Origin of the sequence: Chromobacterium sp. Panama (assembly GCF_003052555.1) — a bacterium.
GTDB lineage: Bacteria > Pseudomonadota > Gammaproteobacteria > Burkholderiales > Chromobacteriaceae > Chromobacterium.
In genome coordinates this window covers 3,730,339-3,750,750 of record NZ_QARX01000001.1, presented here as the reverse complement: position 1 = coordinate 3,750,750, position 20,412 = coordinate 3,730,339, and the positions used below count along the sequence as shown (strand labels likewise).

At 66.1% G+C, this 20,412-nt stretch carries 17 protein-coding genes and 1 tRNA gene; 5 read left to right on the top strand and 13 right to left on the bottom strand.

Annotation, left to right across the window (positions count from 1 at the left end; all coding sequences use genetic code 11):
* Positions 1-58: 58 nt before the first annotated feature.
* Complete coding sequence (locus DB032_RS16975) at positions 59-1,396, top strand: DEAD/DEAH box helicase (RefSeq protein ID WP_107800506.1); 1,338 nt, start codon at positions 59-61, stop codon at positions 1,394-1,396.
* Between the two features lie 356 nt (positions 1,397-1,752).
* On the opposite strand, the gene DB032_RS24195 is transcribed toward DB032_RS16975, so the two are convergent.
* A tRNA-Sec gene (locus tag DB032_RS24195) sits at positions 1,753-1,847 on the bottom strand.
* Between the two features lie 723 nt (positions 1,848-2,570).
* Between DB032_RS24195 and DB032_RS16965 the strand changes: the two genes are divergently transcribed.
* Positions 2,571-3,071: an oxidoreductase gene (locus tag DB032_RS16965; protein WP_107800504.1), complete on the top strand. Its 501-nt coding sequence runs from the start codon at positions 2,571-2,573 to the stop codon at positions 3,069-3,071.
* A gap of 32 nt (positions 3,072-3,103) precedes the next feature.
* Positions 3,104-4,858, top strand: coding sequence for a HAMP domain-containing sensor histidine kinase (locus tag DB032_RS16960; RefSeq protein WP_158274333.1), 1,755 nt, complete (start codon positions 3,104-3,106; stop codon positions 4,856-4,858).
* On the opposite strand, the gene selB is transcribed toward DB032_RS16960, so the two are convergent.
* Complete coding sequence (gene selB, locus DB032_RS16955) at positions 4,855-6,738, bottom strand: selenocysteine-specific translation elongation factor (protein WP_107800502.1); 1,884 nt, start codon at positions 6,736-6,738, stop codon at positions 4,855-4,857. The genes DB032_RS16960 and selB overlap by 4 nt on opposite strands.
* Before the next feature lie 69 nt (positions 6,739-6,807).
* Positions 6,808-7,737: a cation diffusion facilitator family transporter gene (locus DB032_RS16950; RefSeq protein WP_107800501.1), complete on the bottom strand. Its 930-nt coding sequence runs from the start codon at positions 7,735-7,737 to the stop codon at positions 6,808-6,810.
* 167 nt (positions 7,738-7,904) lie between these two features.
* Between DB032_RS16950 and DB032_RS16945 the strand changes: the two genes are divergently transcribed.
* The gene (locus DB032_RS16945; protein ID WP_107800500.1) at positions 7,905-8,237 is read left to right on the top strand and encodes a GlpM family protein; all 333 of its coding nucleotides are present in this window, start codon (positions 7,905-7,907) and stop codon (positions 8,235-8,237) included.
* Here the strand turns inward: DB032_RS16945 and selA are convergent.
* Entirely contained in the window at positions 8,220-9,626 is a 1,407-nt protein-coding gene (gene selA / locus DB032_RS16940) for an L-seryl-tRNA(Sec) selenium transferase (RefSeq protein WP_107800499.1), read from the bottom strand. The genes DB032_RS16945 and selA overlap by 18 nt on opposite strands.
* Positions 9,627-9,705: 79 nt before the next feature.
* Here selA and DB032_RS16935 point away from each other — a divergent pair, with 79 nt between their 5' ends.
* Positions 9,706-10,695: a serine/threonine protein kinase gene (locus DB032_RS16935; RefSeq protein ID WP_107800498.1), complete on the top strand. Its 990-nt coding sequence runs from the start codon at positions 9,706-9,708 to the stop codon at positions 10,693-10,695.
* Positions 10,696-10,704: 9 nt separating this feature from the next.
* Here DB032_RS16935 and DB032_RS16930 read toward each other — a convergent pair whose 3' ends face one another.
* From DB032_RS16930 to DB032_RS16890, 9 genes are all read right to left on the bottom strand, one after another.
* Positions 10,705-11,907 (bottom strand): EAL domain-containing protein, encoded by a 1,203-nt coding sequence (locus DB032_RS16930; RefSeq protein WP_227104868.1) that lies wholly within the window; start codon positions 11,905-11,907, stop codon positions 10,705-10,707.
* Positions 11,908-11,920: 13 nt separating this feature from the next.
* A complete protein-coding gene (locus DB032_RS16925) occupies positions 11,921-13,021 on the bottom strand; it encodes a chemotaxis response regulator protein-glutamate methylesterase (RefSeq protein ID WP_107800497.1) in 1,101 nt (366 codons plus the stop codon).
* Positions 13,018-13,542 (bottom strand): chemotaxis protein CheD, encoded by a 525-nt coding sequence (locus DB032_RS16920; RefSeq protein WP_107800496.1) that lies wholly within the window; start codon positions 13,540-13,542, stop codon positions 13,018-13,020. The genes DB032_RS16925 and DB032_RS16920 overlap by 4 nt, the downstream gene beginning before the upstream one ends.
* Positions 13,543-13,618: 76 nt before the next feature.
* The gene (locus DB032_RS16915; protein ID WP_107800495.1) at positions 13,619-15,199 is read right to left on the bottom strand and encodes a methyl-accepting chemotaxis protein; all 1,581 of its coding nucleotides are present in this window, start codon (positions 15,197-15,199) and stop codon (positions 13,619-13,621) included.
* 6 nt (positions 15,200-15,205) lie between these two features.
* A complete protein-coding gene (locus DB032_RS16910) occupies positions 15,206-15,766 on the bottom strand; it encodes a chemotaxis protein CheW (RefSeq protein ID WP_107800494.1) in 561 nt (186 codons plus the stop codon).
* Positions 15,767-15,778: 12 nt separating this feature from the next.
* Complete coding sequence (locus tag DB032_RS16905; protein ID WP_107800493.1) at positions 15,779-17,416, bottom strand: methyl-accepting chemotaxis protein; 1,638 nt, start codon at positions 17,414-17,416, stop codon at positions 15,779-15,781.
* On the bottom strand, positions 17,413-19,689 hold the full coding sequence (locus DB032_RS16900) for a chemotaxis protein CheA (protein ID WP_107800492.1): 2,277 nt from the start codon (positions 19,687-19,689) through the stop codon (positions 17,413-17,415). The genes DB032_RS16905 and DB032_RS16900 overlap by 4 nt, the downstream gene beginning before the upstream one ends.
* Positions 19,679-20,029, bottom strand: coding sequence for a lipid asymmetry maintenance protein MlaB (locus tag DB032_RS16895; protein ID WP_107800491.1), 351 nt, complete (start codon positions 20,027-20,029; stop codon positions 19,679-19,681). Before DB032_RS16895 ends, DB032_RS16900 begins: the two co-directional genes overlap by 11 nt.
* Before the next feature lie 13 nt (positions 20,030-20,042).
* The gene (locus DB032_RS16890; protein WP_048409685.1) at positions 20,043-20,411 is read right to left on the bottom strand and encodes a response regulator; all 369 of its coding nucleotides are present in this window, start codon (positions 20,409-20,411) and stop codon (positions 20,043-20,045) included.
* Position 20,412: the final 1 nt, after the last annotated feature.

The window sequence follows — 20,412 nt, the reverse complement described above, 5'->3', positions numbered from 1 at the left end:
GGGGGCGTGTTGGCGCATGCGCGCAACAGGCCCCGCGAGTTTTGCAGGAGTGTTGTCCATGCTGTTTTCCGAACTCGGGTTGTCTCCCGAGATTCTGCGCGCCATCGAAGAACAGGGCTATTCCCAGCCCACCCCGATTCAGGAAAAGGCGATTCCTCTGGTCTTGTCCAGCCGCGATTTGCTGGCCGCCGCTCAAACCGGCACCGGCAAGACCGCGGCCTTCATGCTGCCCATTCTGGAGCGCCTGAAGAAATACGCCAACACCAGCGTATCGCCGGCGATGCATCCGCTGCGCGCCTTGGTGTTGTCGCCAACCCGCGAGTTGGCGGATCAGATCGGCGTCAACGTCAAGAGCTATACCAAATACCTGCCGCTGCGCGCCACCACGGTGTTCGGCGGGGTCAATATGGACCCGCAAACTCAGGAACTGCGCCGCGGCGTTGAGATCCTGATCGCCACGCCGGGCCGCCTGCTCGACCACATCCAGCAAAAAACCGTTCAATTGAACAAGGTGGAAGTGCTGGTGCTGGACGAAGGCGACCGCATGCTGGACATGGGCTTCATCCAGGACATCCGCAAGATCATGGGCATGCTGCCCAAAGAGCGTCAGACCCTGCTGTTCTCCGCCACTTTCGCGCCGGAGATCAAGCGGCTGGCCGCCGATTTCATGAAGTCGCCGCAAACGGTGGAGGTGGCGCGTCAGAACGCCACCAACGATCAGGTCGAGCAGATCGTTTACTCGGTGGACGCCTTCAAGAAGCGTCATCTGCTGACGCATCTGATCAAGTCCCGCGACATGAGCCAGGTCATCGTGTTCTGTAAGACCAAGCTCAGCGCCGACCGTCTGGCGCGCGAGTTGCAGCGCGACGGTCTGCAAGCCGAAGCCATTCACGGCGACAAGGCGCAGGGCGCGCGTCTGGAAACGCTGGCGGCGTTCAAGGAAGGCAAACTGCGCATATTGGTGGCCACCGATGTCGCCGCCCGCGGCCTGGACGTGACGGAGCTGCCCTATGTGGTCAACTTCGAGCTGCCGAACGCTCCGGAAGACTATGTGCACCGGATTGGCCGTACAGGCCGAGCCGGCGCCAAGGGCGTGGCGATCTCGCTGATGTCCCCGGAAGAAACCCGCCAGCACGACTCCATCGAGAAGCTGACCAAGCAGACGCTGACGCCGCAGATCGTGGACGGCTTCCGTCCCTCCTGGCTGGCGCGCCCCAACGAGCGCGAACGCGAGCGGGAGCGCCCGTCTGCGCCGCCCAAGCCGGAGGCTTCGGTTCTGGCCGGCTCCTCCGAGGGCGTGAAGAAGCCCTTGAACGGCCGCCGCAGCCGCAAGGCGAAGCGGGAAGTGCCGGCGCTGTTGCTGCCGCCGCGCTACAAGGTGGAAATCATTCGCTGATTGGGCGAACGAGCAAGGAACGGTCCCGAACGGGGCCGTTTTTTTATGGGCGTCGGCGGCACTTCCCGCCGGCCGCGGAGTCGGATGTCTGGGCGGTTTGCCCTGGGCGAGGAGAGCGCGATGCGGGTGAAATGGCTGCATATCGGTGTGGGCGGCGCGATGTTGGGCGTTGGCGCGGCGGCGGGAGCGACGACGACGGCTTGGCCGGCGTCGAGAAAAACCGAAGCCAAACCCGCGCCGGTGTCGGTGATGCTGGCGGAGGCGCAGCGGCTGGAGCGTCTGCGCGCGCTGGTGAAACAGCATGCGATCCAATGCCATTGCTCGCTGTGCCTGGGGCTGGGCGCCGCCGAAGCGAATGGCGGAAGAGAACAGGAGTCGAACCTGCCCGGGACCGCTGGCGGCCCCATCTGATTTTGAAGACCAGCCGCCCCACCGGGGACGCGTCTCTTCCTGCGAGCGAGCGGGCTCTTGGCCCGATGGCGTCCGGGCGACGCCAGCGCGCATTATATCGCGGAATCGGGATCGGAACCCGTTCACGATCGGTCGCGCGGCAAGGAGACGGGGAAAGGGCCTTGAGCACCGCTTTGAAACGGGAATGCGCGGCTAGTGCGATCCGCTTCCTCCGCCTCTGCCGGCTTGTCTTGCTGGCGAGAGGGTGAACCGGCGATAAGTTAATTTTATGCCTGATAAATAAAATGAATTTCTTGGCCTCGCCTCATGCCGTTAGAATGGAGAGCCCCGCCGAACGCGCCGCAAGAGCGCCGGGGCATTCCGTCTACCGAGAATAAAGGAAATCAGCATGAAGCACGTTCTGTCCCTGTTTATCCAGCTTTGCCATGTCGCCGGCCGTCCGGGGCTGCGTCGCGGCAAGTAAAGCATGGCCGGCGACGCCGGCGGAGCCAAGAAAAAGCGGCCCAAGGGGCCGCTTTTTCATTGCGCGCGGCGCGCCGCCCTGGCGGCGGGTCGCGGCTACTGTCCCATGGGACTGGTCTGGATGCGGGCGGATGGCGTTTTGTTGGACGGCTTGATATATTGGCCGTAAATATTTTAATGGCATTTTTGTTCTAATTAGATTCAATTATTTTGCTTGTGAAATCAAAGTTCAAATGTCATGAGTCCGGCGCGTGAAGCCGCCGGGCCAAGGGCGCGGGATGAGCAGGGTTGGGAGCTTGGCATGGGGAAGAGCGGGAAGGCGGTCTTGAGCGGAGTGGCGCTGGCGTGTTGCGTGGCCGCGCTTCATGCCGCGCCGGGGCCTGTGGTGTTGACGGTGTCGGGCAAGATCAGCCAGTTCACCAATAAAGAAAAGAATGTGTACGAGTTCCGCGAGCAGGACTTGCAGAGCTTGCGTCAGCATTCGGTGGTGACCCGGACCACCTGGACGCCGCAATCGGTGTTCAGCGGGCCGCTGATGCGGGACATTCTGGCCAAGGTGGGCGCCAGCGGCCAGAAGGTCAAGCTGCGGGCCCTGAACGATTACGTGTACTGGATAGACCGCCGCGAGTTCTACGACTTCGACGTGGTGTTGGCGCGCTCGGTCAACAACAAGCCTTTGGACATCACCAACCGCGGTCCCTTATGGCTGATGTATCCGCTGGATCAAATGCCGGAGGACAAGAAAGGGCCGGTGATGGACGCCAAGCTGGTGTGGCAGATCAACCGCCTGGTGGTGTTCTGATGCCGGCCGGCCAGGAGGGCTCGGGAAGAGCGGTGAACAAGTCGATGCTGTCCGGCTGGAAGGGCATCCCGGCGCTGGCCTTGCTCGGCTTTTTGCTGCTGGGCATCGGCGTTTACATGGCGATCGAGCGTTATGTGCCGGCGCGCAGCTTTGAGGGGCGCAGCGAGGATTTGTACTGGTCGGTGGCGCAGATGCAGCTTGAGCTGGAGAAAGCGCGCGCCGACTTATTGCGTTTGAAGGCGGGGGAAGTTCCCGAGTCTCAGGTGCAATTCCGGCTGGCGGTGGCCAACAGCCGTTTCCTGGATTTCGTCACGCCGTCCAAGATGCAGGAGATGCTGAGCCGCGTCGACGGCTTCAAAGGCACAGCCAGCCTGCTGCAGGATTTCTTCGAGGACGAAAACATCCTGCATCCCAGCGTCCGGAGCGCGCAGCAGAACATAGACCGCATCGACAGCATCCGCCCGTCGCTGGCGGAGTTCGCGGTCCAGGCGCGCGTGGCCGAGGTGTCTTCGCGCGACGCGCGCAACAAGGACTTGCGGCACAACCAGCAATTGGTCGCCTCGCTGTGGTTTGCGCTGGGCGGCATCTGCATGGTGATTTTCGTGCTGCTGTACCGCTATCAGGGCGCGCGTCGCGACGCCGCCGCGCGCCAGCAGCTGCTGGAGCAGGAGCGGGCGGCGCACAAGGCCACGGTGAACGCGGAGCTGGACCGCACCACCTTCCTCGCCACGCTGAGCCACGAGATCCGCTCGCCGCTGCAGACCATGCAGGTGTGCGTGGAGTTGATCGAGCCGGACATCGATCCGGCCGGCAAGGCCGCCAAGGCGGTGGGACGCTTGAAAACCTGCATGGCGCATCTGATGACCCAGGTGCGCGACATCATGGATATCTCCGCGATCAAGAATATGCAGTTCCGGCTGCATATCGGCGATGTGGACGTGGCGGCGACCTTGAACGAGGTGATCGACGTGCATCGCGCGCAGTTGGACGGCAAGGGCCTGGGCCTGCATGTGCGGCTGGGCGAATTGCCTGAGACGGTGAAACTGGACGGCGACCGCTTGCGGCAGATCGTCGGCAATCTGCTGACCAACGCCATCCGCTACACCGATCACGGCACGGTCACGGTGGAGGCCGGCGTGGACAGCGCCGACGGTCGCAATATCCTGGATATCCGCGTGATAGACACCGGCATCGGCGTGCCGGAGGAGTTTCAATCGCGCATCTTCCAGCCGTTTTTCCAGGGGCACGCGCGCCGGGTGGGCAGCAGCGGGCTGGGCCTGGCGGTGGTCAAGGAACTGGTGTCCTTGCTGGGCGGGGAGCTGGAGCTGAAGAGCGTGGTGGGCGTGGGCTCCGAGTTCATCGTCCGCTTGCCCATCGTGGTGCCGGATCAGCCGCCGGGGCCGGAACGTTCGGTGCTAGTGGTGGACGACGACAAGAATATCCGAGAGCCGTTTTCCGATTGCCTGCAAATGAACGGCTACGCGGTGTCCACCGCCAGCTCGGTGGCGGAAGCCTGTCAGAAGCTGCAACAAGCCAGCTTCAACGTGGTCTTGCTGGACATGCAGCTGGGCAATGAGAGCGGTTATTCGGTGGCGGAGGCGCTGAAGCGCAGCGTGCGCCACCGCGGCGTGAAAATCATCGCGATGACCGCTTACCCCGAGGAATACGCCGATCCGCGCGCCGCCTGGTTCGCCGCGCGGCTGGAGAAACCTTTCGATATCAGCCGGTTGCGCGCGGTGTTGGGCCGGGCGCTGGAATCGCCGTCCGGCCCTGGACACGCAGGTTAGTCGAACAGCCGCGCCTCGCGAAGCAAATGCCTGTCCCCCAGGCGGCGGGTGAAGCCGCAGCGGTCGAAATACTCCAGGATTTGAATCGCCAGCTTGCGGCCGCAGCCCAGTTGGTCGCGGAAGTTGGCGGCGTCGGCGTAGCCGGCGTCCTGATTCAGGCTGTGCACGATGGCCGCCATGCCGCGGATCGCCGCGCTGGAGAAATAGCGGTCCCGCACCACGGCGTGGACATGGCCCAGCCTCGCGGCTTTGCGCAGCACGGCGCGCGCCGTGTCCTCCTCCACGCCGGCCGCCGCGGCCAAATCCCGCACCCAATGCGGCTGTCCCTGATCGGTGAAAGCCGGCTCCAAACGCCGCCACAGCGCGGTCTCTTCCGCGTCGAAAGCCAGCATGTGGCCGGGTAGATGCAGCCAGCCGCGGGTATTGGCCAGCCTTCCCTCAGCCAGCAATTGATCGATCATCAAATTGACCGCGGCCTCGCTTTCCTGCGGCAGCGCCAGCCGGCGCGCGCGGCCGCGGCTGGCGCCCAGCTGGTCCGGCTGCTGGAGATGCAGCGCCGCCAGCCGTTCCAGCAGCTGTCCTTGCAACTCCGCCCAGTGTTCCGGCGCGTAAGCGTGCTGGCCGGCGGTGAGCAGCGGGGCGGCGCGCAGCAGCTCCGCCAGCCCGGCTTCGCTCAATTGCCGGTCCCAGGCGAGATCGGGCAGGGAAAGCGCCTGTCGGCTCAGGCGCAGCCGCAGGTTCTGGACGTTGTCGCTTCCGGCCGCGGCCAGGGCGCGCAGATGGGCCAGCCGTTCGTCTTGGCGCTTGCCGCGCGTAGGCGGCTGCCGTTCCAGCACCGTGGCGCAGGCCAGGGTGTGCTGCGCGCCGGCATCGCGCAGGATCAGCTTGTCGCCGTCGGCCAGGAGCAGCGGCCGGTCCAGGCTCAGTTCAGCAAGTCCCTCGTCGCCGGGATGGAGTTGCGGACGTTCCAGCAGGGCCACCCGGCCGGTGCAGTGGCTGGCGGCGTGATGGAGATGGACGGCCTGCCAGTGGCGCAAAGTGGCGTGAGCGGCCGGGGCCAGGCGCAAGCGCACGCTGACGCGGGCGGCCGGCGCCGGCGCCGCTTGCTCCAGCAGCCAGTCGCCGCGTTGAATCTGTCGTTTGTCGATGTCGCCGACCAGGTTGAGCGCAATGCGCTGGCCGGCCTGGCCTTGCCGCGCCGGCTGGTTTTGCACGTGCAGGCCGCGCACGCGGACGGCGACGTCCTTGCCGCTCAGCCATAGGGCGTCGCCCACGTTCACGCGGCCGCCCCAGGCGGTGCCGGTCACCACCAGGCCGGCGCCGCCTATGGTGAAGGCGCGGTCTATCGCCAGGCGGAAGCGGCGTTCGGTTCCGGCGGCTTGGTCGCGCAGTTGCAGCAGATGCTGCCGCAAGACGTCGACGCCGGCGCCGCTGCGCGCGGAAACCGGCAGCAGCGCAGCCGCGCGCAGGCCGTGTTCGGCCAGCGCCCGCCGCGCCTCGTCCATGACGCCTTCCAGCGCTTCCGGGCCGGCCAGGTCGCTTTTGCTGATGGCCACGGTCAGGCTGTCCAGTTGCAGCAATTGCAGGATGGCCAGGTGTTCTCGGGTTTGCGGCATCACGCCGTCGTCGGCGGCGATCACAAGCAGCGCGTGGCGCACGCCGCCGACGCCGGCCAGCATATTGCTCAGGAAACGCTCATGGCCGGGCACGTCGATGAAGCCGATCGCGCCGCCCTCGGGCGTCGGCAGATAGGCATAGCCCAGGTCTATGGTCATGCCGCGCTTTTTTTCTTCCGGCAAGCGGTCGGCGTCGGTGCCGGTCAGGGCGTGAAGCAGGGCGGTCTTGCCGTGGTCTACGTGTCCGGCGGTGGCGATAATCATGGCGGGCGAAGCGGCAGGGGTAAAAGGCCAAGTATCGCCAGAAACGGCGGACTTGGCCATGGGCTGGGCTCAGCGGACGGGCGAGGGGTCCGGCAGATAATGGCCGGCGGGGTCGATGTGGGCGAGCACGTCCAGCACCGGGTGCCGTTCCAGCACGCGATGGCGCGCGGCTTCCGAGATGGCGTGGGCCTGTTCCACGCTGATGGCTCCGTCTACTTCCAGGTGCACGTCCACCTGGATCAGGTCGCCCATCTTGCGGGTGCGCAGATCGTGCACGCCGTGAATGCCCGGGGTGCTCAGCAGGGTCTGGCGGATGGCGGCGACGGCGTCGTCGTCGGCGGCGCGGTCCATCAGGTCGTGCATCGCGTCCCAGCCGAAGCGCCAGCCCATGCGGGCGACCAGCAGGCCCACCAGCAGGGCGGCCACCGGGTCCAGCAGCGGATAGCCCATCAGGTTGCCGATGATGCCCAGCGCCACCACCAGCGAGGAGGCCGCGTCGGAGCGCGCGTGCCAGGCATTGGCCACCAGCATGCTGGAGCGCACGCGCTTAGCCACCGCCAGCATGTAGCGGAACAGCGCCTCCTTGACCGCCAAGGCCAGCAGCGCCACCCATAGGGCGACGGCGTGGACGGTGGGAATGGAGGCGGGGTCGTGGAATTTCGCGGCGGCGCTGTACAGCATGCCCAGGCCGACGCCCAGCAAGAGCAGGCCCAGGATCAGCGAGGCGGCGTTCTCGTAGCGGTGATGGCCGTAGTGGTGATCGTTGTCCGGCGCTTTATGGCTGTGTTTGCCGGCCAGCAAGACCACGAAATCGGCGATCAGGTCGGACAGCGAGTGCAGGCCGTCGGCGATCAAGGCGGAGGAGTGCGCCAGCGCGCCCACCACGATCTGGGTGGTGGAGAGGATCAGGTTGACCGCGACGCTGACCAGCGTGCTGACGCGGCCGGCGCGGCGTTTCTCTACGCTGTCGCCGTCGATGGCGTGATGAGTGTGGGCCATGGCAGTGCAGTCCGGCAGTGGGTGGGATGCCCTGATTATCGCACAAAGGCTATTAATTTTAAAAAATTGATTGTTTTTATTAATGAAAATGAGAACAAGAATGAACCTCAGCCGCGGCGGGGACGCCTTGTGACACAATTGGGGGTTTTCCGGGGACGGGGAGAGGAATGGCTTTATTGCTGAAAAGCGCCTTGGGCGCGCTGGCGGTGCTGTTGATCAGCGTGTTGGCCAGGTCCAGGAATTACTATATCGCCGGCCTGGTGCCACTATTCCCCACTTTCGCGTTGATCGCGCACTATATTGTCGGCAGCGAGCGCGGCGCGGCCGAGCTGAAAACCACCTTGCTGTTCGGCATGGCTTCGCTGCTGCCTTATTTCATCTATTTGCTGGCCCTGTATTGGCTGATAGACCGCTGGCGGCTGGGCGCGGCCTTGCTGGGCGCGGCGGCGTGCTGGGCCGCGGCCGCCGGCGTCTTGATCTGGCTATGGACGCGCCAATGAGGCCAGATTGGCGATGAAGCCGGCTTCGTCCTCCAGACAGCGCAGGTCCAGCCACAGCCTGCCGTCGGCCAGCCGGCCGATCACCGGCTGCGGCAGCGCGCGCAGCGCTTCGGCCAGCCGTTCCAGCGTGCCGCCCCGGCCGTCGGCCGGCGAAACCGCCAGCGCCCAGCTGGGCAGCCGGTCCACCGGCAGCGAGCCGCTGCCGATCTGGGACAGGCAGGCGGCGCCTTCCACCAGGTAGTCCGTTCCCAGCGCCGCGCTCAGCGGGGCGAGCAAGCGCTCGGCGCTGGCGCGCATCGCCGCTTGCGGGCGGCTCAGCCGGCGCAGCGTCGGCAGCGTGTCGGCCAGCCGGTCCGGTTCCAGATAAAGCCGCAGCGTGGCTTCCAGCGCCGCCAGCGTCATCTTGTCGCAGCGCAGCGCGCGTTTGAGCGGGTGCTGCTGAATCTTGTCTATCCATTCGCGCTTGCCGATGATCAGGCCGGCCTGCGGGCCGCCCAGCAGCTTGTCGCCGGAGAAGCTGACCAGGTCAACGCCGGCGGCGATCATCTGTTGCGGCATAGGCTCGTGCGGCAGGCCGTAGGCGGCCAGGTCGATCAGCGCGCCGGAGCCCAGGTCGGTGGCCACCGGCAGGCCGCGTTCGCGAGCCAGTTCCGCCAGTTCGGCCTCCGCCACGCTGCTGGCGAAGCCCTGAATCGCGTAATTGCTGGTGTGGACCTTGAGCAGGAGACCGGTTTCCGCGGTGACGGCGTTGCGATAGTCCTTCAGATGGGTGCGGTTGGTGGCGCCCACTTCCACCAGCCGGCAGCCGGCCTGGCGCATCACGTCTGGCATGCGGAAGGCGCCGCCGATCTCCACCATCTCGCCGCGGGACAGGATCACCTCGCGGCCGGCGGCGACGGTGGACAGCATGATGAGCACCGCGGCCGCGTTGTTGTTGACCACGCAGGCGGCTTCGGCGCCGGTGAGTTCGCGCAGCAGCTCGCTGACCGCCTGGTCGCGGTGGCCGCGGCCGGCGCCTTGCAGATCGAATTCCAGCGTGGCGGCTTCGCGCATCGCCGCGGCGACGGCTTCCACCGCGGCTTCGGCCATCGGCGCGCGGCCCAGATTGGTGTGCAATACGGTGCCGGACAGATTGAACACCGGCCGCATCCGCATGCGTTGCCGTTCGGCGACCCGGTCGCCGACGGCGGCGGCCAGGCTGTCGTCGCTGTCGGCCCAGGCGGGCAGCGCCTGTTGTTCGCGTATGGTCCGGCGCGCCTGCTCCAGCGTCTGGCGCACGGCCTCGGCCAGCGCGGCGTTGCCGTGGCGGCCCAGCAGGCGGGCCAGGCGCTCGTGGCCCAGCAGGCGGTCAACGGAGGGCAGGCGGGTGTACAGGTTCTTCAGGTCCATGGAGGCTTCCGGCGCAAGGTCAGATTCCTTCATTTTACCCGCTTACGCTCGAGCGCTGCCGGCTGCGTATAATGCCTGGATGCAGACACATCAAACGCCTCCCTTCGCCGGCCTGACGCCGGACGCCATTCTCGACGCCGTGGACAGCCTTGGCCTTTACAGCTCCGGCAGCCTGCTGGCGCTGAACAGCTATGAGAACCGGGTTTACCAGATCGGCATCGACGACGCCGCGCCGCTGGTGGCCAAGTTTTACCGGCCGGAGCGCTGGAGCGATGAGCAGATTCTGGAGGAACACGCGTTTTCGCTGCAATTGGCGGAGCGCGAGATTCCGGTGGTGCCGCCGCTGGCCTTCAAGGGCGCCACCTTGCATCATCACGGCGGTTTCCGTTTTGCTTTGTTTCCGCGTCGCGGCGGCCGGGTGCCGGAGTTGGGCGACGCGCGCACGCTGGAATGGATAGGCCGCTTTCTGGGCCGGATCCACGCCTTGGGTCGGGTGGAGGATTACGCGCGGCGGCCGGCTTTGGACGCGGACAGCTTCGGCCGCGAGCCGGCGGACTATCTATTGCGGCACGCGGACTTGCCGCCGGAACTGCGCGAAGTCTTCCGCGGCGTGCTGGAGCAGGCGCTGGCCGGCGTCGACCGCGCTTACCAGCGCGCCGGCGCGGTGAGCGCGCTGCGGCTGCACGGCGATTGCCATGTCGGGAATATGCTGTGGACCGACGACGGCCCGCATTTCGTCGACTTCGACGACAGCCGCATGGGGCCGGCGGTGCAGGATTTGTGGATGCTGTTGTCCGGCAGCCGCGAGGAGCAGTCGGCGCAACTGGCCGAGGTGCTGGCCGGCTACGAGGATTTCTGCGAGTTCGATCTGCGCGAGCTGCATCTGCTGGAGGCGCTGCGCACCTTGCGCTTGATCCATTACAGCGCCTGGCTGGCGCGGCGCTGGCACGATCCGGCCTTCCCGGCCGCCTTCCCCTGGTTCAACAGCCAGCGTTACTGGGAGGAGCAGATACTGACGCTGCGCGAACAGATTGCGCTGCTGGACGAGCCGCCGCTGTGGTCTGCCTGAGCGTGCCGTTCAGCCGGTGCTGGCTTCCTTGCTTTGCTGCATCCTTTCCTTGACCCAGCTTTCGAAGTGGGGCGCGTCCATCGGCTTGGCGATGAAATAGCCCTGGCCCATCAAGCAGCCGCGGTTGCCCATGAAGTCCAGATCGGTGGTGGTTTCTATGCCTTCGGCCACCGTGGTCAGCTGCATGCGCTGGGCCAGTTCGATCACGCTGTTGAGCACCGCCTCCAGATGAGGCTTGGTGGACACCGAGGTGACCAGCGACTGGTCGATTTTCAGTTCGGTGAACGGGAAACGGGTCAGTTGCTGCAAGGTGGCGAAGCCGGTGCCGAAGTCGTCGATGGACAGGCCCAGGCCGCCCAGGCGCAGCCGGGCGGCGATGCCGATGGCTTCGGCCAGATTGTCGGCGATGGCGGTTTCCGTCACTTCGAAAATGATGAAGCGCGGCGGCACATGGGTGCTGAGCAGCCGTTGTTCGATTTGCTGGGTCAGGTCGTCACCCTTGAGCGACAGCGCCGACAGATTGACCGACAGCGGCAGCCGCAGGCCGCGGCGCGCCCATTCCTGCCATTGCTTCAGGCCCTGGTCCAGCATGCTCAGCGTCAGTTCGGTGGCCCAGCCGCTGGCCTCCACCACCGGGATGAAACGGGCGGGGGAGACGATGCCGAGTTCCGGGTGCTGCCAGCGCGCCAGCATTTCCGCGCCCTTGAGCAGGCCGCCGTTGAGGGTGACCTTGGGCTGGTAGTAGGGAATGATCTCGCCCTTGTCCAGCGCTTCGCGCACTTCCACCTCGCTGAACAGTTCGGCGTGATGGTCGTCGCCGCCCTTGGGCGTCCACACCCGTTTGAGCAGGTCCAGCAGCTCGGGCTGGCGCAGCGGCTTCTTTAGGCCGCCGAGCACCGGCAGGCCCAGTTCCCGCCCCATCAGTTCCACGGTGGAAATCAGCAGGTAATCCTTGCTGGAGGTGACCACCAGCGGCGCGCCCAGGCCTTCTCTGGCCATGTGCTGCATCACTTGCACGCCGTCCAGCTTGGGCATTTCCAAATCCAGCAGGATCAGGCTGGGAAGCTGCTCGCGCATCCGCTCCAGGCCTTCCTCGCCGTTGGCGGCCTGGCGGATCTGCTGCGCGCCCAGGCCTTGGCAGATCTCGCAGCCGTGCTGACGCTGCAAGGTGCTGTCGTCGATGATCAGGACGTCCTGGATATCCAGTTGCATGGTGTTTCCTCGTTCAACGGCAAATCGCCTTGGCGATGGTGTCCAGCGGCATCACTTCGTCGGCCGCGCCCAGGCGGATCGCCTCCTTGGGCATGCCGAAGACCACGCAGCTTTCCTCGTCCTGGGCGATGGTCTTGGCGCCGCAGTCGTGCATTTCCTTCAAGCCCTTGGCGCCGTCGTCGCCCATGCCGGTCATGATGATGCCCAGCGCGTTCTTGCCGGCGAACTTGGCGGCGGAGCGGAACAACACGTCCACCGAGGGCTTGTGGCGGCTGACCAGCGGGCCGTCCACCACCTCCACCAGATAAAAAGCGCCGCTGCGCTTGATCATCATGTGCTTGCCGCCGGGGGCGATCAGCGCGCGGCCCGGCAGGATGCGGTCGCCGTTGCTCGCTTCCTTGACTTCGATCTGGGACAGGCTGTCCAGCCGCTCGGCGAAGGAGCGGGTGAATTTTTCCGGCATGTGCTGGACGATGGCGAGGCCGGGGCAGGTGCGCGGCAGCGCGGTGAGTACGGTTTCCAGCGCCTGGGTGCCGCCGGTGGAGGTGCCCACGGCGATGATGCGTTCGGTGGTGGCGAACATATTGCCGCCGGTGGGCGCGGACAGGATGGCGTCGGCGGACAGCTTGGGCCGGGTCTCCAGCGGATTGGACGCCGGCGCGGCGCCGCCGGGCGCGGAGCCGCCGGCCGAGGGCATCACCCGCACCCGGTTCATCCGGGCGGCGGCGGCGCTGCGCACCGCGTGCACCAGCTGATTGGCGCTTTCCTCCAGGAAGCCCTTGACCCCGGCCATGGGCTTGGCGATCACCTCCACCGCGCCGGCGGCCATCGCCTGCATGCTGATGTCGGTGCCTTTCTGCGTCAGCGAGGAGCAGATCACCACCGGCGTGGGCCGGCTGGCCATCAGCTGCTTGAGGAAGGTGATGCCGTCCATGCGCGGCATCTCGATGTCCAGCACGATGACGTCCGGCCATTGCTGCTTCATTTTTTCCATCGCGGCGATGGGGTCGGTGGCCACATCCATCACCGTCATGCCGGTTGCCTGGCTGAAAACCTGGCTCAGCACCTGGCGAACCACTGCAGAGTCGTCCACGATCAGCACTTTGATAGTCATGCCCGAGTCCTTGCCTTATGGTGTGCGGAAATCCTGCTCATGTCCGCGTCCTGCGTCTGTTTTACCCACACATCGCCCGTGGCCAGATCGAACATCACCAACCGCGGGCTGTTGCCGCCCAAATCCTCCGCCTGCACCGATAGTCCGAGCTGCTTGACCAACTGGTAGGCCATGTCGATATTGCGCGAGGGCACGTCGTGCGGCTGATCGCGCTCGACCCCGGCCAGCACCGCGGCGCCGCCCACTAGCTTGGCGTGGAATTCCTGCAAGGGCAGGCCGGAGGCCAGCACCTCGTGCAGCATCAGCAGCATGGCTTCGTCGCCGTAGCGGCCGGACAGCGCCGTCGGCCTGCGGTCGGTGCGCCGCGCCAGCAGGTAGTGGCACATGCCGCCGATCTTGGCCTTGGGGTGCCACAGCGTGATCGAGACGCAGGAGCCGAGCAGCGTGCGGATCTTGTGGTGCTTGTCGCCGAAGTACCAATCGCCGGGATGCAGGAATATATCGACTTCTTGTTTTGTCATTGCCAGGGCCTTTGCGCCGAAAGTCGGCCAAGCGACCGGTTCATTCGTTTCAATGTAGAACAGTTGCCGCGCCGTTTCAGGGCGGATTCGGCGCGTCCTCCGCCGCCGCGCCCGATTCCCGGACCAGGAAATAGGCGATTTGCTGTTGCAGGCGCGCAGCCTGTTTGTGCACTTCGGCGGCTGTGGCGGCCAGGGCTTCGCTGTTGGCGGTGTTGCGCTGGGACACGTCGCCCAGGTGTTCCATCGAGCCGTTGACCTGGGCGATGCCGCGCGCTTCTTCCCGGCTGGCGGTGCTGATGCCGCCCACCAACTCCGCGGTGGCCGCGCTGCGCTCCAGAATGCCGGACAGCGCGCGCGCGGCCAGACGCGCTTCATGGCGGCTGCGCCGGGCCAGTTCGCCGATTTCCCGGGCGGCGTTCTGGCTGCGTTCCGCCAGTTTGCGCACGTCGTCGGCCACCACGGCGAAGCCGCGGCCGTGCGGGCCGGCGGTGGCGGCTTCGATGGCGGCGTTGAGGGCCAGCAAATTGGTCTGGTAGGCGATGTCCTCGACGATTTCTATGCGCCCGGCGATCTGCTCCAGCGCGCTTTCCGCGGTCTGCACCGCTTGCTTGCCGTCCGCCACCTGGCGCGCGGCGTCGTGCGCGGCGGCGTTGGTCAGTTCCGCCTGCGCCAGATTGCTTTGGCTGACTTCGTGCATTTGGGCGCAGGAGTGGGCGGTGGCGCCGACGCTGAGCGCGGCGGCCCAGCTGTTTTGCGCCAGCGCCTCGGCGGTGGCCCGGATTTCCTGGGCGCTGTCGGCCAGTTGGTCGGCGCTGCGGCGCACGTCCAGGATGATGTCGCTCAGGTGGCGGCTGCAGTAGCCCAGGGTGGCGTGCACGCTGCGGCGCGTTCCGGAGGGCGGCCTGTCGCCGCGGGATAGCCGGCCGGCGGCCATCTCGCGCATGCGCTCGGCCAGCGCGTCGGGCTCCGCGCCCAGAATGCGCCACAGATTGCGGTGGATGGCCCAGGCCAGCGCCAGGCCGGCCAGCGCGCTGCCGCCGGCCAGCGCCATCAGCAGCGTTTTCAGTTCGCGGCCGCGGCGCTCCGCTTGCAGGGCGGCTTGCTGGCGCAAGGCGTGTGCTTGTTCGCGCACTTGCCGCAGCGGGGCGAGCAGCGCCGGCGCGGCCTGGTCCAGCGCTTTGCGGGCTTCGTACTTCTGATTGGCGGCGGCCTGGCGCACGCCCTGGTCCAGCATGGGGAAGGCTAGGCCGCGCTGGGCTTGCAGCTGTCGCATCGAGCGTTGCAGCGCGTCCTTGCCCGGCGCCTGCTGCCGTTCGATGGCGTCGGCCAGTTTCCGCTCCAACTCCAGATAGCGGCCGCGGGCGGCCAGATAGCGCTCCCGCCAGGCCTGGATGTCGCGGCGGCTGGAGACGATGATCAGCGAGCGGTAGTCGATGCGCATTTCCTGGATCTGGACGTGCATGCGGTCGCTGAGCCGGGCGTGGCGGCCATAGACTTGGGTGATTTCTTCCAACTGGGTGTGGAATTGCTCAAGGCCGTAGAGCCCGGCGGCGATCAGGGCCAGCAGCAGGATCAGCAGCGCGCCGAAGCCCAGTTTCAGTTGCCGGGAGACGGATAGGGCGCTTCGGCCGGGCGCGGGGACGAAGTGGGCCGGCATCGCCGCTCAGGCCTTTTCCGTCTGGGTTTCCGCGGCGGCGTCCTGTTGGCCCAGGCTGGAGATCAAGGCCATTTCATCGACCGACAGCACTTTGTTGACGTTGAGCAGCACGATGAAATGGCCGTCCAGCTTGGCCATGCCGGCGATGAAGTCGACGCGTATCTTGCTGCCGAACTGAGGCGGCGGTTCGATGTCGGCGTCGGGGATGGCCAGCACCTCATGCACCGCGTCCACCAGAATGCCGATCAGCTGCAACTGTTCTTCGCCCTCCACTTCGATGATGACGACGCAGGTGCGGCGATTGATTTCGGTTTCGCCGCGGGCGAAGCGCAGCGACAGGTCTATCACCGGCACCACCGAGCCGCGCAAATTCATCACGCCGCGGATGAAGGCCGGCATCAGCGGCACGTGGGTCGGTTTCAGGTATTCCAGGATTTCGCGTATCGCCAGGATGCCGATGGCGAAGACGTCGCCGCCCAGCTGGAAAGTCAGGTATTGGCGGGCGTCGGCCTGCGGTTCGGCGGAGGCGGCGTTGTCGTGCTTGCGCTGCAGATGGAGCGGTTTCATGGCGCTGTCCGGTTAGAAACGGATGAAGTCGGACTCTTCCGCCAGCGGCGGGTGCAGCGGCTTGTGAGGCAACAGGGGCTCGCGCCGCGCGCGCGGCGCCGGGTGGAAGGACTCGGCGGCGCCCAGCTTGAAGTAGCCCATCAACTCGTGCAGGTGCTCGGCCTGATCGTTCATTTCCTCGGCGGTGGAAGCCAGCTCTTCGCTGGCGGACGCGTTTTGCTGCGTGGTCAGGCTCAGTTGCTGGATGGCGGAGTTGATCTGGCTGACGCCGCTGGCCTGTTCATTGGAGGCGGCGGCGATCTCCTGCACCAGATCGGCGGTGCGGCTGCTGGAGCGGACGATTTCCTCCAGGAACTGGCCGGCCTGCTCGGCCAGCTTGACGCTGCTGCCGGCCACGCCGCTGATTTCCTGGGCGGCGATCTGGCTGCGCTCGGCCAGCTTGCGCACCTCGGCCGCCACCACGGCGAAGCCCTTGCCGTGTTCGCCGGCGCGCGCGGCTTCGATGGCGGCGTTGAGCGCCAGCAGATTGGTCTGGTAGGCGATGTCGTCGACGATGCCGATCTTGTCGGCGATCTGGCGCATCGCCTCCACGGTGCGGCGCACCGCCTCGCCGCCTTCGGCCGCCTCGCGCGAGGCCTTGGTGGCGATGCTCTCGGTGACGCGGGCGTTGTCGTTGGTCTGGCTGATGGACGAGGACATTTCCTCCACCGAGGCCGAAGTTTCCTCGATGCCGGCCGCCTGCTCGCTGGCGGCCTGGGACAGCGCCTGCGAGGTGGAGTTGATCTGTTGCGCGGCGCTGGACAGCGCCTCGGAGCCGCTCTTGACCTCGGCGATGATGTTGCGCATCCGTTCAATGGTGACGGCGATGGCGGCGCACAAGCTGCTTTGGTCGCCCGGACGCAGCCGGATTTCCGCGTCCAGATTGCCGTCGGCCACCTGGCGCATCACCTCGGACACATAGTGCGGCTCTCCGCCCAGGGTGCGCAGCAGATTGCGGGTGATCAGGGTGGCCAGGCCGGCGCTGATCAGGGCGGCCAGCAAGGACAGCGCGATCATCACCCAGTGCGCCTGTTGATAGCTGGCGTTGGCCTGATTGGCCAACTGGTCGTTGAGTTTGTCCTCCAGGTCCGCCAGCGCGGTCAGTTGCTGGTTGAAGGCGACCATCTGCGGCGCGATCTCGTTCTGCATCAGTTTCTTGGCTTCGTCCTGACGCCCTTGATTGGCCAGGTCCACCGCCTTGTCCACCATCGTGAGCGTGGCCGGCCGCATGTTCTGAATGCGGCTCATCTGTTCCAGCTCCTGAGGGGTGTTGTTGTCGGCCTGCCGGAAGACTTCGGCCAGTTTCTTTTCCCTGTCCATATAGGCGACTTTGCTCGCCTGATAGGCTTGCAGCGCGCTGTTGATGTCGGCGGGCCCCTCGGCCAGCATCACATTGCGGTAGGCGATGCGGATGTCCTGGTTGTCGCTGATCAATTGGCGCGCCAGCCGGCTTTCCACATTGTTGACCTGGGTGATGTCGCGCAGGGCGATATTGCTGATCTCCAGCCCGTACAGCGCCGCGCTGACGCAGATCAGCATCAGCGCGATGATCAGGCCGAAGCCCAGGCCGAGCTTCTGCGCGATGGACATGCCGTGTTTGTATTGGCTCATTGGGCGCTCCTATCCGTTTTCGCCGCGGTGTTTGTGGTGCCAGCTTCCCATTCCCGGGCGGGAAGCAGCGCGTACCGCTCCGCCTCTTTTTGGGTGGCATGGTGGATCAGGGCGGGCACGTCGAGAATCAAGGCGACTTCGCCTGTGCCCAGAATGGTGGAGCCGCTGATGGCCTTGAGGTGGCGGAACAGATTGCCCAGCGGCTTGATCACGGTCTGGAATTCGCCCAGCAGCGCGTCCACCACCAGGCCGGCCTTGCGTTCGCCGTAGTGCACCACCACCACGTTGCGGCGTTTGGCCGCGACGGCGGGCAGTTCCAGAAAGCCGTCCAGGCGCAGCAAGGGCAGCAGTTCGCCGCGCAGGTTCAGGCAGTCGTGAACGCTGTCCTTGTCCAGCGCGGCGGGCAGCTCTATGCATTCGATCACCGCTTCCAGCGGCACCACGAAGGTGGCGGCGGCGACTTCCACCAGGAAGCCGTCGATGATGGCCAGGGTCAGCGGCAGCCGGATGCGGAAGGTGGTGCCCAGTCCGAGTTCGGATTCGATATCTATGGTGCCGCGCAGCTGCTCTATGCTTTTCCTCACCACGTCCATGCCCACGCCGCGGCCGGAGATGTTGGTGACCTGGTCCGCGGTGGAGAAGCCGGCCTCGAAGATCAGGCGGAACACGTCCTGCTCCGGCAGCGCCATGTCGGCGGGCAGCAGGCCGCGCTCCACCGCCTTGGCCAGGATGCGCTCTTGGTTGAGGCCGCCGCCGTCGTCGGCCACTTCGATCACGATGCTGCCGGATTCATGGTAGGCGTTGAGCCAGACATGGCCTTCGGCCGGCTTGCCGCCGGCCAGCCGGCGCTCGGTGGTTTCTATGCCGTGGTCGATGGCGTTGCGCACGATGTGCATCAGCGGATCGCCCAGTTTTTCCACCATGGATTTGTCCAGCTCGGTCTCCGCGCCGGAGATGTGCAGCTGGATGTCCTTGCCCAGTTCGCGCGAGACGTCGCGCGCCACGCGCGGGAAGCGGTTGAAGATTTCGCCTATCTGTATCATGCGCATGGACAGCGTGCCGGCGCGGATCTGTTCGATCAGATTGGCGATGGTCTGGGTGGACTCCACCAGCGCGCTTTGCTGCGAGCGGCGCGCCACCAGATTGGCGGCGGCGCCGGCGATCACCAGTTCGCCGATCAGATTGATCAGGCTGTCCAGTTTGCCGGCCTCCACCTTGATGAATTTGCTTTCGGCCGATTTGCCGCTTTTGGCGTCGCCGGCGGTTTTGGCGGCGGCGCGCGCGGCGGGCGCTTCCGGCGCGGCGTCGGCGGGGGCATCGGACGCGGCGTCGGCGGCAAGCGGTTCGTCCGGCGCAAACTCCACGATTTCCACCGGCGGCGCCGTCGCCTCCGCTTCGGCGAACGCCGCTTCCGGCTCGGCGGCATCGGCTGCGGGCTCCAGGCCAAAGCGCAGCCATACCGCCCGGACCGCGTCGGCCTCCTCCCGCGGCGCGCTGGCCAGGGTCTGAGCCTGCTGCCGCGAGCTGGGCGGCCACGGCCAGATATGGACCTCGCTGTCTTCGCGCGCGAACTCGAAAACATCCAGCAGCGTCTGCTGCGCCTCCTGGCTGCGGTACAGCGCCTCCAGGCGTAGATAATTGGTTTCCGGGTTGAAGTCGTCGCCGCTTGGCAGCTGGGTGGCGATGGCCTCGATCCGGTCGATCTCGCCTATGGTGGCGAGATAGCGGATAAAGGACGACGGGTCCATGCCGTTGCGCAGCATATCCGGACCGAAGCGCAGCGACAGCAGCCATTGCTCCGGCGGCGGCGCGGCGGGCTCGGGCTGCGGCTCGGGCGGCGCTTCCGTTTGCTCCATCCCGGCCGGCGCCTCCTGGGCGGCCGCGCCGCCGGCGGCGCGGCTGTAGGCGACCAGCTCGTCCAGCAGCTCGGTGCCGGCGAAACGCTCCAGGCTGTCCTTGGCCGCCAGCGCGGTCAGCATTTCCTTGACGTGGTCGTGGCAGCGCAGCAGCAGGCCGGTCAGCATATCGTCCAGCCGCAGCGCGCCGTCGCGCAGCAGGTCCAGCACGTTTTCCACTTCATGGGTGAAGCCGACGACGACGTCCAGGCCGAACAGCCCGGCGGAGCCCTTGATGGTGTGCATGGAGCGGAACAGGGCGTTCAACTGTTCCGTGGTGGTGGAGTCGGCTTCCGCGTCGAGCAGAATGCTTTCCATCTCCCCCAGCAGATCGTTGGATTCTTCGAAGAAGGTTTGCAGCGCCAGTTCAAGATCCATGCGCGACCTCCTCCAAAGAGAGCTGGCCTTGCAGGCCCACCAGGCGGATGAAGTCCAGCGAGGCCGGGCTGGGGGCGATGAAGCGCAACGCGACGTCCTTGCGCAGGCTTTCCCGGCGCAGCCACAGCAAGACCTGGGCGATGGCGCAGTCCAGCTCTCCGACGCAGGACAGGTCCAGTTCGATGGCGGCGTGGCCGGCGAGGGCGGCGTGGAGCTGCTGATGCAGTTCCGCCGCCTGGTAAATGGTTTGTTCTCCGCTGAGCGTCAGTTGGAAAACGGCGGCGGCCGGCGCGGCGGGCGCGCTGTCTTTGGCGTCTGGTTTTTTGCGGGCGCGCGGCATGTCGGGCTCCCGATCAGGGCAGGATCAATTTGGAAACGGCGGTCAACAGCACCGGCGGCTGGAAGGGTTTGACCACCCAGGCCTTGGCCCCGGCGGCCTTGCCTTCCTGCTTCTTTTCCTCGGAGGATTCCGTGGTCAGCATGATGACCGGAGTGAATTTGTAATTGGGATGGACCTTGATATTGCGCAGCAGCGCGATGCCGTCCATCAACGGCATGTTCACATCGGAGACGATCAAATGGACTTTGCGTCCGTCCAGCACGTCAAGGGCTTCCTGGCCGTTGGCGGCCTCCAGCACCTCATAGCCCGCGCCGGCGAGCGTCATGCGAACCACCTGCCGCAGGCTGGCCGAGTCATCGACGATGAGTATGGTCTTGGCCATC